The 12,291-nt window shown below is 67.7% G+C and carries 10 protein-coding genes; 6 read left to right on the forward strand and 4 right to left on the reverse strand.

Going from position 1 to position 12,291, the window contains the following annotated elements; genetic code table 11:
• Positions 1 to 3: 3 nt before the first annotated feature.
• A complete protein-coding gene (gene ilvA, locus SACXIDRAFT_RS18950; protein WP_006240278.1) occupies positions 4 to 1,275 on the reverse strand; it encodes a threonine ammonia-lyase IlvA in 1,272 nt (423 codons plus the stop codon).
• Positions 1,276 to 1,509: 234 nt separating this feature from the next.
• Here ilvA and SACXIDRAFT_RS18955 point away from each other — a divergent pair, with 234 nt between their 5' ends.
• From SACXIDRAFT_RS18955 to SACXIDRAFT_RS18975, 5 genes are all read left to right on the forward strand, one after another.
• The gene (locus SACXIDRAFT_RS18955) at positions 1,510 to 3,585 is read left to right on the forward strand and encodes an acyltransferase family protein (protein WP_006240279.1); all 2,076 of its coding nucleotides are present in this window, start codon (positions 1,510 to 1,512) and stop codon (positions 3,583 to 3,585) included.
• Positions 3,586 to 3,759: 174 nt separating this feature from the next.
• Positions 3,760 to 5,844: an acyltransferase family protein gene (locus SACXIDRAFT_RS18960; protein ID WP_006240280.1), complete on the forward strand. Its 2,085-nt coding sequence runs from the start codon at positions 3,760 to 3,762 to the stop codon at positions 5,842 to 5,844.
• Positions 5,845 to 5,988: 144 nt separating this feature from the next.
• Positions 5,989 to 6,255 (forward strand): GlsB/YeaQ/YmgE family stress response membrane protein, encoded by a 267-nt coding sequence (locus tag SACXIDRAFT_RS18965; protein WP_006240281.1) that lies wholly within the window; start codon positions 5,989 to 5,991, stop codon positions 6,253 to 6,255.
• 87 nt (positions 6,256 to 6,342) lie between these two features.
• Positions 6,343 to 7,311, forward strand: a complete 969-nt coding sequence (locus tag SACXIDRAFT_RS18970; RefSeq protein WP_006240282.1) for an NADPH:quinone oxidoreductase family protein — start codon at positions 6,343 to 6,345, stop codon at positions 7,309 to 7,311.
• 187 nt (positions 7,312 to 7,498) lie between these two features.
• Complete coding sequence (locus SACXIDRAFT_RS18975; protein ID WP_040922279.1) at positions 7,499 to 8,182, forward strand: MBL fold metallo-hydrolase; 684 nt, start codon at positions 7,499 to 7,501, stop codon at positions 8,180 to 8,182.
• Positions 8,183 to 8,244: 62 nt separating this feature from the next.
• Here the strand turns inward: SACXIDRAFT_RS18975 and SACXIDRAFT_RS18980 are convergent, their stop codons facing one another.
• Together SACXIDRAFT_RS18980 and SACXIDRAFT_RS18985 are read right to left on the reverse strand one after the other, a co-directional pair.
• The gene (locus SACXIDRAFT_RS18980) at positions 8,245 to 8,478 is read right to left on the reverse strand and encodes a hypothetical protein (RefSeq protein ID WP_006240284.1); all 234 of its coding nucleotides are present in this window, start codon (positions 8,476 to 8,478) and stop codon (positions 8,245 to 8,247) included.
• A gap of 217 nt (positions 8,479 to 8,695) precedes the next feature.
• On the reverse strand, positions 8,696 to 9,958 hold the full coding sequence (locus tag SACXIDRAFT_RS18985; protein ID WP_006240285.1) for an NAD(P)/FAD-dependent oxidoreductase: 1,263 nt from the start codon (positions 9,956 to 9,958) through the stop codon (positions 8,696 to 8,698).
• Between the two features lie 136 nt (positions 9,959 to 10,094).
• Here SACXIDRAFT_RS18985 and SACXIDRAFT_RS18990 point away from each other — a divergent pair, with 136 nt between their 5' ends.
• Entirely contained in the window at positions 10,095 to 11,639 is a 1,545-nt protein-coding gene (locus SACXIDRAFT_RS18990) for a PucR family transcriptional regulator (RefSeq protein WP_006240286.1), read from the forward strand.
• 185 nt (positions 11,640 to 11,824) lie between these two features.
• On the opposite strand, the gene SACXIDRAFT_RS18995 is transcribed toward SACXIDRAFT_RS18990, so the two are convergent.
• On the reverse strand, positions 11,825 to 12,160 hold the full coding sequence (locus tag SACXIDRAFT_RS18995; RefSeq protein WP_006240287.1) for a cupin domain-containing protein: 336 nt from the start codon (positions 12,158 to 12,160) through the stop codon (positions 11,825 to 11,827).
• Positions 12,161 to 12,291 lie beyond the last annotated feature (131 nt).

Below are 12,291 nucleotides of genomic sequence, written 5' to 3' on the forward strand. Positions count from 1 at the left end.
CCTTCACGTCAGGAACGAGAACAGCGGACTGTCGGGCTCGACCCGCTCGATGCGGTGCGGCACCCGCCGCATGCGCTCCAGCATCGCGGCCAGGTTCTCCGCCGCACCGAGTTCGATGCCCACCAGCGCGGGCCCGGTCTCGCGGTTGTTGCGCTTCACGTACTCGAACAGCGTGATGTCGTCGTCCGGCCCGAGGACGTCGTCGAGGAACCGGCGCAGCGCCCCCGGCTCCTGGGGGAACTCGACCAGGAAGTAATGCTTCTTGCCCTCGTGGATGAGGGCTCGCTCCACGATCTCGGCGTAGCGGCTGAGATCGTTGTTACCGCCGGAGAGTACGCACACCACGGTGGCGCCCTCCGGAAGGCCGAGGGCGTCGAGGCCCAGAGCCGCGGGTGCGAGGGCACCCGCGGGTTCGCTGATGACGCCGTCCGACTGGTAGAGGTCGAGCATCTCGACACAGATGCGGCCCTCCGGCACCGTGACGAGGCGCGGAGTGTGTCGCGCGGCAAGCGCGTGGGTGTGCTCGCCCACCATCCGCACGGCCGCGCCGTCCACGAAGGGATCGACCGTCTCCAGTGGCGTCGGCCCGCCGCGTTCCAGTGCCAGCGCCATGCTCGCCGCCCCCTGCGGCTCAGCGCCGACGATCGCCACGCCGGGATGCCGTTCCCGCAGCCAGGCGAGCGTGCCGCCGAGCAGGCCGCCACCTCCCACGGGGACGATCACCGCGTCCGGCGCGTATCCCAGCTGCTCGACGATCTCCTTCGCCACGGTGCCCTGTCCCGCGATCGTGCGCGGGTCGTCGAAGGCGGGAATGAGCACAGCACCCGTGGTGACCGAGTGTGCGCGGGCCGCTGCCGCGGCGTCGTCGTAGGTCTCGCCTCCCACCACCACCTGCACGTGTTTGCCGCCGAGCCAGGCCACGCGCTGCCGCTTCTGCCTCGGTGTCGTCCTCGGCAGGTACACGCGCGCCTCGACGCCGAGAGCCGCCGCCGCGTACGCGACACCCTGGGCGTGGTTGCCCGCGCTGGCGCACACGACGCCCAGTGAGCGCTGCTCGTCGGACAGGCGGCTCATCAGGTTGTAGGCGCCCCGCACCTTGTAGGAACGGACGGAGTTGAGGTCCTCACGTTTGAGCCAGACGTCGAGACCGTGTTGCCGGGAAAGACGTTCGTTACGGTGCAGGGGCGTGGGTGGGATCACGTCGTCGAGTCGCCGGGCCGCCGCCTCGACGTCGGACGCGGTCACGGCCTGGCCCGTCGGAGTCTGCTCGGTCACGTCCCTCTCCCTGCGACTCGACGGCGTCGGCGCACCTCACCTGCTGTTTCTCACGCTAGCAGGGGCCAGGTCGCACCACGGCGGCGGTCGTGCCCACGGCGGGTGGCCGGTGACACGCGCACAGTGCCCACCCGGCCATGGGTTCGCCCACCGGAGGGGATACCGTGCCATGGCTGCGTCAGGCTCGGGTTGCGCGAGGCCGCTCGAGTAGGTAATTGGGAGGACCTTCCGGCGATGACCACGTTGCGGGAACCCTTGCGTGAGGAGAGTGCGTCGGCGCCGTTGTCGTCGGTGCGGCAGCAGCGTCAGTTCCGGCCGGAGTTGCAGGGGTTGCGTGCTCTGGCTGCCGGGTTGGTGGTCGTTTACCACGTGTGGCTGGGCCGTGTGTCCGGTGGTGTGGACGTTTTCTTTTTCGTGTCCGGGTTTTTGATCACGGGTCAGTTGTTCCGGGCGAGTGTGCGTGGTCGTATCGAGTTCCGGCCGTTTTGGGGCCGGATGTTCAAACGGCTGTTCCCCGCGGCACTGACGGTGATCGCCGCGTCGATGGTGGCCGCGCTGGTGTGGTTGCCGGAACACCGCTGGTTGCAGACGGCGAAAGAGATCGTCGCCTCGGCGTTGTACTACGAGAACTGGGAACTCGCGGCGTCCTCGGCCGACTATTTCGCCCAGCATAATTCGGCCAGCATCATGCAGCATTTCTGGTCGCTGTCGATTCAGGGGCAGTTCTACCTGGTGTGGCCGCTTTTGATCGGTGCGCTGATGTTGCTGGTGCGCCCGTTCGGCTGGAGTATGCGGACGACGTTGTTGACGGTGTTGTCGTTGTTGTTCGCGGGGTCGTTGGCGTATTCGGTGTGGTTGACGGAGGTGAATCAGCCGTTGGCGTATTTCCATTCCGGTACGCGGGTGTGGGAGTTCGCTTTGGGTGGTTTGCTGGCGTTGACGATTGATCGGGTTGTGTTGCCGCGTTGGCTGGCGATCGTGGCTGGCTGGCTTGGTGTTGTGGGTTTGGCGTCGTGTGGTCTGGTGTTGCAGGTCGGCACGATGTTTCCGGGTTATGTGGCGTTGTGGCCGATGGTGTCGGCGTTGTTGGTGTTGTTGGCGGGTGCGACGGGCAGCAGGGTTGGTGCTGATCGGTTTTTGTCGTCGCGTCCGTTGATTTATTTGGGGAATATCAGTTATTCATTGTATTTGTGGCATTGGCCGGTTTTGTTGTTCTACCTGTTGGTGCGGGGTAGGTCTGAGGTCGGTTTGGTCGGTGGTGCGGGTGTCATCGGGTTGTCGCTGGTGTTGTCGGTGGTCACGTATCACTTCGTTGAGAATCCGGTGCGGGATTCCAAGATCGGTGTGACGACGCGGTGGGGTGCGTATCGGTTCGCGGTGCTGGTGCTGGTTCCGGTGATCGCGGGTGCTGTGGTGTGGCAGAACGTGAGCATCCAGCGCGCCTCGTTCGAGTTCCGCGCCGACGACCCGAAACACCCCGGCGCGGCGGCCGTGTCCACAGGCGCCCCCGCCTACGACCCGGAGACGCCGATCATTCCCCCGTACGCCGCGTTGCCTCACGAGTGGATCAAGTGGAAGCCCGGTGAATGCGTCGAGCGCATGGAACAGGGCGTCGAGGTGCGCACCTGCACCGTGAACCCGCTCAACGGCGCCGAGCCGGCCAAGCGGCTCGTCGTGGTTGGCGACTCCCATTCCATGCAGCTCATGGGTGCGCTGCGGCCGATCCAGGAGCGGCTGAACTGGCAGTTGATCGTGCTGGGCAGGCCGGGTTGCCCGCTCACGGCCACCGAGGTGCTGCCCAACAACCAGGTGTGCGTCGAATGGAACCGCATCATCCTGCCGAAGATCGTCGAGCTCGATCCCGACGCCGTGATCACGATGGCGACCCGCGACGTCCGCGTCGGCCTGAAGGAATGGACTCCCGAGGGCTATGTGCGACAGTGGCAGGAACTCGACAAGGCAGGCATCCCTGTGGTCGCGATCCGGGACAACCCGCGCTTCGACTTCGAGCCGTCGGAATGTGTGCAGATCAAGGGCCTGACCTCGCCGGAGTGTGGACACCCCCGCGCCGAGATGTACCACGAGGTGGCGCCCTACGCCGCGATGCCCGGGGTCCCGGCCAACACCTCGTTCGTGGACCTGAGTGACTACTTCTGCACCGAAACGACCTGCCCGCCCGTCATCGGCAACGTGCTGGTCTACATGGACGACAACCACGTCAGCAACACGTACATGAACACTCTCTCGCCGTTCATGCAGGAGAAGATGCTGGCCGCGCTGGGCTGGAAGGACACCTCCGCGCCGAGATGACCGCTCGGTCACGTCGGCGTCACCACGACGTCACGGCATGACGAGCCATGCGGAATGTGTGCCCGCGTCGTGCGACGACGCGGGCCTTCGACGTGAACACGGATCAGCGCGCCCTGCAGGGCCTACTACGCTGGCGGCGGCGGCCACCACAGGCATGGGGGGAGTCTTCGGGCGATGACCACGCTACGGCAATCCTCGCGTGAGGAGAGTGCGTCGGCGCCGTTGTCGTCGGTGCGGCAGCAGCGTCAGTTCCGGCCGGAGTTGCAGGGGTTGCGTGCTCTGGCTGCCGGGTTGGTGGTCGTGTACCACGTGTGGCTGGGCCGTGTGTCCGGTGGTGTGGACGTTTTCTTTTTCGTGTCCGGGTTTTTGATCACGGGTCAGTTGTTCCGGGCGAGTGTGCGTGGTCGTATCGAGTTCCGGCCGTTCTGGGGCCGGATGTTCAAACGGCTGTTCCCCGCGGCACTGACGGTGATCGTGGTCTCGGCCGGCGTCGCGCTGCTCTGGCTTCCCGAACACCGGTGGATCCAGACCGCGAAAGAAGTCCTGGCTTCGGCGTTGTACTACGAGAACTGGCAACTCGCCGCCGATTCCACGGATTACCTGGCGCAGCACAGCGGCGCGAGCATCATGCAGCATTTCTGGTCGCTGTCGATTCAGGGGCAGTTCTACCTGGTGTGGCCGCTTTTGATCGGTGCGCTGATGTTGCTGGTGCGCCCGTTCGGCTGGAGTATGCGGACGACGTTGTTGACGGTGTTGTCGTTGTTGTTCGCGGGGTCGTTGGCGTATTCGGTGTGGTTGACGGAGGTGAATCAGCCGTTGGCGTATTTCCATTCCGGTACGCGGGTGTGGGAGTTCGCTTTGGGTGGTTTGCTGGCGTTGACGATTGATCGGGTTGTGTTGCCGCGTTGGCTGGCGATCGTGGCTGGCTGGCTTGGTGTTGTGGGTTTGGCGTCGTGTGGTCTGGTGTTGCAGGTCGGCACGATGTTTCCGGGTTATGTGGCGTTGTGGCCGATGGTGTCGGCGTTGTTGGTGTTGTTGGCGGGTGCGACGGGCAGCAGGGTTGGTGCTGATCGGTTTTTGTCGTCGCGTCCGTTGATTTATTTGGGGAATATCAGTTATTCATTGTATTTGTGGCATTGGCCGGTTTTGTTGTTCTACCTGTTGGTGCGGGGTAGGTCTGAGGTCGGTTTGGTCGGTGGTGCGGGTGTCATCGGGTTGTCGCTGGTGTTGTCGGTGGTCACGTATCACTTCGTTGAGAATCCGGTGCGGGATTCCAAGATCGGTGTGACGACGCGGTGGGGTGCGTATCGGTTCGCGGTGCTGGTGCTGGTTCCGGTGATCGCGGGTGCTGTGGTGTGGCAGAACGTGAGCATCCAGCGCGCCTCGTTCGAGTTCCGCGCCGACGACCCGAAACACCCCGGCGCGCAGGTGCTGACCGCCGGAAAACCCACCTACGATCCCCGGCACTCCGTGGTCCCTCCGTTCGGGGCGTTGCCCGGCCAGTGGGCCTCCTACCAGCCCGGTGAATGCCGTGAGAACCCGGTCGAGGACGAGGCGATCGTGCGAGAGTGCAGGGTCTCGCCGCCCGACGGTGTCGTGCCGGAACACCGGATCGTGGTGGCCGGTGACTCGCACGTGTGGCAGCTCTCCTCGGCACTCATTCCGATCGCGCGCGAGGAGAGCTGGGAACTCACCGTGCTCCATCGGGCGGGATGCCCGCTGACCGCGACCGAGACGGCGCCGATCACCGCGGAATGCGTGGAATGGAACCGCCAGACGCTTGCCAAGATCATCGAACTCAGGCCCGACGCCGTGGTCACGATGGCGACGCGCAACGTCCGTGTCGGCCTGACGGAACGGACCCCCGAGGGCTATGTGCGACAGTGGCAGAAGCTCGACGAGGCAGGCATTCCCGTGGTCGGAGTCAGGGACAACCCCCGGTTCGACTTCGATCCCTCCGCGTGCGTGCAGACCCAGGGACTCGACGCCGAGCAGTGTGCGCGACCACGCCGTGAGCTCTATGACGAGGTGGCGCCCTACGCCGCGATGCCTGGAGTCCCGGCCAACACCTCGTTCGTGGACCTGAGTGACTACTTCTGCACCGAAACGACCTGCCCGCCCGTCATCGGCAACGTGCTGGTCTACATGGACGACAACCACGTGACCAGGACGTACATGCAGACGCTTTCGCCGATCATGAAACGTGAGCTGGCCGTCGCGCTCGGCTGGAACGATCTGCCGCAGCCCGCGCCGAGGTGACCGCAGCGCGGGCTGCCGACACGCATCCGGCGTTCTCGAACCCGGCCCCGTCGGGCATGCCCGGCGCACCACCGGCTCCGGTCGCGCCGTGACGGGGGCCACGACGAGCCGAAGCGATGATCCGGAGTTCCGTAGGGTGACGCCATGAGCGTATTGGGCTGGATCTTCCTGGGGCTGTTCGCCGGGGCCATCGCGAAGATGGTGACGCCGGGCCGCGACCCCGGCGGGTGTCTGATCACGATCCTGCTCGGCATCGGCGGAGCACTGCTGGGCGGGTGGATCGGCAGGACGGCGTTCGACGTCGATCTCGGCACCTTCTTCGACCTGCGGACCTGGGGGCTCGCCATCCTCGGAGCCGTGGTGATTCTGCTGATCTACCGCGTTGTCGTCGGAGGCGGACGCCGGAGTTAGCTGTGTCGGCGCTCACACCGGACTCCCTGCACTGAGCGCTTGCTCAGTAGGGTGCGGTTCTGTCGCACCCTGACGAAGGAGCCACGCATGCGTGCCGCGCGGATCACCACACTCGACGGCCCCTCCTCGGTGCTCGTCACCGACGTCGAGGAACCGGACGGAGCAGGCGATCGGGTGGTGATCGACGTGCACGCCGCAGGGGTGACCTTCCCTGACGTGCTTCAGACGCGCGGGCTCTACCAGTACCGGCCGGAGCTGCCGTTCGTGCCGGGTACCGAGGTCGCCGGGATCGTGCGCTCGGCCCCGAGCGGCGCACCGGTGCGGGTAGGGGACCGCGTCGCGGCCTTCCCCGGCCTCGGCGGGTTCGCCGAGACGGTGGCCGTGCCGGGCGACGCGGTGTTCGGCATCCCCGACACCCTGTCCTTCGCGGCCGCGGCGGCATTGCCGATGAACTACCTCACCGTGCATTTCGCACTGACCCGGCGCGGCGGGTTGCGGGAGGGCGAGACGGTGCTCGTGCACGGCGCGGGAGGTGGAGTGGGCACGGCCGCGGTGCAGCTCGCCTCGGCGCTCGGGGCCAGAATCATCGCGGTGACGTCCTCTCCGGAGAAGGCCGAGACAGCGCGCGGGGCAGGCGCTCACCACGTCGTGTCACCCGGCGATTTCCGCGCGGACGTGCTGGAGCTGACCGGTGGGGCGGGTGTGGACGTCGTCGTCGATCCGGTCGGCGGCGACCGCTTCACCGACTCACTCCGCTGCCTCGCGCCGGAGGGGCGGCTGCTCGTCATCGGGTTCACCGCGGGGGAGATCCCCACGGTCAAGGTGAACCGCCTGCTGCTCAACAACATCTCGGTGGTCGGCGTCGGCTGGGGCGCGTTCTGGGCGAGGCGGCCGGACTACCTGCGCAGGCAGTGGGCTGAGCTGCGCCCGCTCGTCGAGGACGGTGTGCTCGACCCGCCGATCGGCGCGACGTATCCGCTGGATGATGTCGCCACCGCACTGTCGGAACTGGACACCCGGTCAGCGAAGGGCAAGATCGTCTTGACGCTCCGCTGACCCTGCACGTGTCCGCACTTCCTGTACCCGTGTCCGCACTTCCTGTACGTGTGTTTGCACTTTCCGTCCGTGCGTCGGGAGCCCTTCGTGGTACCTCGGCGCATGTCTGTACGCCGACCGCGAACTCTTGTTCGCTGCCTGCGGACACGGCTGTGGAGGATGGCTGGGGCGGCTAGCGTCGTGCGGCATGGAGATCATTGAGGTGATACCGCGCCTGCACCTGCTGCGGTTCGAGGTGGGGCAGTGCTACATCTGGCAGGACGACGACGGCGCGACACTCGTGGACGCGGGGCCGCAGGGGCACGGTGACGACATCGCCGATGCGCTCGACAACATTGTCGGGTCCCGCTCCGCAGTGCACACCGTGGTCGTCACGCACGGCCACGGAGACCACACGGGATCGCTCGCGGAGGTTCGCCGTCTCACCGGCGCCACCGTGCTCGCCCACGCTCTCGAGGCCGACTGCGTTCGCGGCCTCAAGGAACCGTCACCACCTGTGCTTCAGGACTGGGAGCGTCCGCTGTTCGAGGCAGTCGGTGGTCATCTGGCAGGCCCACCGGCCGAGGTCGATGCCACGGTCACGCACGGCGATGTGCTGCGCGGGGGCCTTCGCGTGGTGCATATCCCCGGCCACACCGAGGGCAGCATCGCGTTGTATGAGCCGGAGGCGAAGGTACTGTTCACCGGCGACACCCTCGCCTCGCACGAGGGCAGCATGATCCTCGGTGTCTTCAACCTGGACCTCGCGCGCCTCACAGAGTCGGCACGCGCTCTGTCCGAACTGGACATCGAGATCGCCTGTTTTGGACACGGTGACCCGGTCGTCGGTGGAGCCGCTGAGGAACTGAGGAAGCTCGTCGCGCGGGGGTGAGCTCTGCCGAGCCGGCGGTGGAGCGGGCGGCTGATGCCACCGGTGCCACCGCCGGCGTTTCGTCACTCCACTGCGGAGGCCACGTCCACGACCTTGTCGTGACGGACCCACACCGGTTCGGTGTCGTCTCCCGCGTCGTCGGGCCGGGTGGGAAACCACAGCACCGAGGTGTACGGGTCGGAGATCGGGTAAGCGACGACCTCGCCGTTGCGGAAGAGCTTCTCCATTCCGACCGGCGTGCCCGCGAGATACGTGATCCGATCACCGACGACGATCTGGTCGGCAGTCTTGCTCATGACAGTCCCCTCCGGACAATGATCCGGACCCCAGGCTGTGCTTGCGTGCTTCTGACGGTTGAACGGTAGGTCGGCAACGAACGAGGTGAAAGTTGCATCACGGGGACGGGTGACCGTCGAACGGGCGGATTCGGTGGGTGGCACGGAATCTGCCCTGACCGGGCACCGCGGGCGGACGAGCGGTGCCCGGTGTGGACCGGACTGAGTGGACAGTAGGTCAGCGAAGTGGATCGACGGCGCGCAGCGCCTCCGGCTGCTTGCCCGTGACGATCTGCTCGGCGAGCAGGCGGCCCGTGATGGGACCCTGCGTGAGCCCCCACATACCGTGCCCGCCCGCGACGTAAAGGCCGGGTGCGGCGGTCGCGCCGATCACCGGCTTGCCGTCCGGGGTGACGGGCCGGGGACCCACCCACTCGTCGGTGCGCTCGTCCCAGTGCACGCCGTCGAGCAGGTCTCGCGCCGACGCCACGATGGCCTCGATACGGGCGCGGTCCAGCGCGGCGTCGGGGCCCTGGAACTCCATCGTTCCCGCCACCCGGAGCGCCCCCCGGTACGGTGTGCAGGCCACGCGGACGTTCGGCAGGTACACGGGGTTGGGCACGGGCCGGTCGGTCGGCACCGTGAACGAATAGCCCCGCCCCGCCCTGACCGGCACCCGCACACCCTTGCTCCGCGCGAGGCGGTTCAGCCACGCTCCGGTGGCGACGACCGCGACGTTGCCCGAGATCAGCTCACCGGAGCGGGATTCGAGGGTGACGGCGTGCTTGTGGGGCCGGATGGCGGAGACGTCGAAGCCGGTGCGGATCACACCGCCCCTCTCCCGCACCGAGTCGGCCAGCGCGTGAGTGAACGCACCGGGATCGATGTAGCGCTGACCTTCGAGCTGCACTCCAGCGCCGATCCGGCCGGATGCCTGGGGAGCGAGTTCGCGCAGCTCCTCACCCGCGAGGCCGCGGTAGGTGATGTGACCGCCGGACTCGTTGATGCGGCGCAGCTCCTTCAACAGGCCCGTGGCCTGCTTCGGCGTCTCGAACAGCGCGGTGATCGGCGCGCTGATGGTGGGGGCTTTCACGCCTGCCGAGGTCAGCGTGTCGAACGCTTCGAGACACTCGGTGTTGAGCGGCAGGTTCGCTCGCGCGGCACGCTCCCACGCGCCCCACGTGCAGTGGGCGGCGAACTGCGTGAGGAACCGCCACAACCCGACGTCGAGCGTGAAGGGAACGTGCAAGGGAGCCTTGGGGTCGAGCAGCGCGCGCATGCCGTACCGCAGCACACTGGGCTCGTTGAGCGGGATCGACAGTCCCGGCGAGATCCACCCGGCGTTGCCCCAGGACGCTCCCGCGGCGACGTCATCGCGATCGACGACGGTGACCTCGACCCCGTGGTCCTGGAGGAACCAGGCCGTCGAGAGGCCGACGATGCCCGCCCCGACCACCACCGCCGTGCGGGGCCCGCCGTCGATGCGTGAGTGTCCGTCCATGGCAGCCTGCCTCCTCTGTGCTTCGTGGGCCGTGAATCCCCAGAGTGGCCCACCACACACCGCCAGGCTTTGTCGAATCGGCACAATCTGGCGGGCACCCTTTGTTCGCTGACGTCCACGGGGAACACTCGCACGAATGGTCACACTGGATCGGCTCATCAACGTTCTCGGCGGGTACGGTGTGCGCCCGCTGGCTGTCGGCCTGTCGCGGTCGGCCGAGCTGCACAGCGTGATCGTGCACGACCCCGCAGACAGTGCGACGCCGGTGGGTGATGCCGTGCTCGCCGTGGGTGTGCGCGAGCTGCGGCGCGCGGTGGACCTGGCCGTCAGCGCGAAGGCCACCGTGGTGCTCGTGCATGACCCGGCCGATCGCCCCGGCTCTCCCGCTGCTCGCGAGGCCGCGGAGGTGGCCACCCGCAACGGCGTCGCGGTGCTGCTCGTGGACGCGGGCGTGTCGTGGAGCCAGGTCTGCGGCGTCGTCTACGGGCTCGTGCTGGAGGGCAGGGAGACGGAGTCCGGTCGCGGGCCGAGTGATCTGTTCGCGCTGGCCGACGCCATCGCCACCACGGTGGGTGGCCAGGTGACGGTCGAAGACCGGATGTCGCGGGTGGTCGCCTACTCCTCGCTCCAGCAGGACGCCGACCCGGCGCGCCTCGACACCATCCTCGGCAGGAGGGTGTCCGAGCCCGTCCGCCGCCTCTTCGAGGAGCGAGGTGTGTTCCGGCATCTGGGGACCTCGCCTGAACCGCTGTTCGTGGCGCCGTCGCCGGAGCACGGGTTGCGGGGACGCATGGTCGCTGGCGTGCGCGCGGGAAGGGAACTGCTCGGATCGGTGTGGGTGACGTGCGACGAACCGCTGAAGGGACAGCGGTTGCGCGGTCTCACGGATGGCGCGGGGGCTGTGGCGCTGCACCTGCTGCGTTCGCGGGTGAGTTCCGATCTGGAGCGGCAGGTGGAGTCGGAACTCGTCATCCAACTGCTGGAGGGCACGCCGGACGCGGCGTCGCTGTGCGGCAAGCTCGGCCTGCCGCCCGACACCTTCCGGGTCGTGGCCATCCAGGCACATGCCGACGACGAGCGGCATGCCGCCGTGCTGCTCGCCTACGACAGGGCGACCACAGGGTTCGGCTGGTCGAGGGCGGGCCGTAGCACACTGTTCGGCAACACCGTCTACACGGTGCTGCCGTGCGGCGAAGATCCCGCTCCTGCCAGGGCGTGGGTGGCTGAACTGCAACGAGAACTGCCCGGCCATGTGCGGGTCGCGGCAGGCATCGGGGGCGTGTGCGACGTGACCCAGTTGCCCGCGGGAAAGCAGGAGGCCGACGAATGTCTCGCCCTGCATGTCACCCGGCAGGGCACCGTGCCCGTTGACTACGACGAGGCGTGGTCGGAGATCCTGCTTCAGCGGCTGCGCACGGCCGCCAGGGCGGGACGGCAGCCGCGGCGAGGGCCGATCGCGGAACTCGCCAGGCACGACGCCGCGCACCACACCCGCTACGTGCCGACGTTGCGCGCGTGGCTGGAGGCGCAGGGGGATCTCGGCGCGGCGTCGGCGGCGCTGGACGTGCATCCCAACACGGTGCGCTACCGCATGCGGAGGATGAGCGAGCTGGTCAGGTTGGAACTCGACGACCCGAAGACCCGCCTCGCGCTGGTGATCGCGCTGGCCGTCGCGGAGTGACCCGGTGATGCGGTCGTGTCCGCCGGGCGAGGCCGGCGTCAGCGCACGAGGCCCGCTGCCGGGACGGTCGCGAGACCGGATTCGCCGACCACCCCCGCACGGCGCCGCACTCCGGTGACAGGAGGGTGCCGTGCGAGCGGGGGCGGAACGAGACGTGGCGTGGTGAGCGCGGGCGAGGCCGGGCGTCAGTGCAGGGCCACTGTCAGCAGCAGCGTCGCGTCGGTCAGCGCGTAGACCGAGTGCCGCTCCGGAGGCAGTGACGCGAGGTCGCCCTCGGCGAGTTCCCATTGCCTGCTCGGCGTGCGCAGCAGCACGTCCCCGCCGAGCACGTGCAGTGTCCCGGCCGAGGGCGAATCGTGTTCGGCCAGTTCCGTGCCGGTGAGCATCGCGATCAGTGTGCAGCGCAGGGAGTTGCCGGAGACGAGCGTGCGCGCGGTGCGGCGTGCCTGATGGCCCTGTGCCTCGTCGAGTAGTTCGGCGGCAAGGGCATCGACGGCTGTCACGGTGGGGTGCTGGCTCAACGTGTCCTCCCGCGGGTGGGCCGGTGTGCTCGTCTGCTGCTCGTCATCGTGCTGTCCCGTGCGGCCTCCCGCCACTCGCGGACGCGCCGAGTTTCCTGGGGACGAAAGCCCCTTCCCGTGGACGTCGCCCT

Origin of the sequence: Saccharomonospora xinjiangensis XJ-54 (genome assembly GCF_000258175.1) — a bacterium.
Lineage (GTDB): Bacteria > Actinomycetota > Actinomycetes > Mycobacteriales > Pseudonocardiaceae > Saccharomonospora > Saccharomonospora xinjiangensis.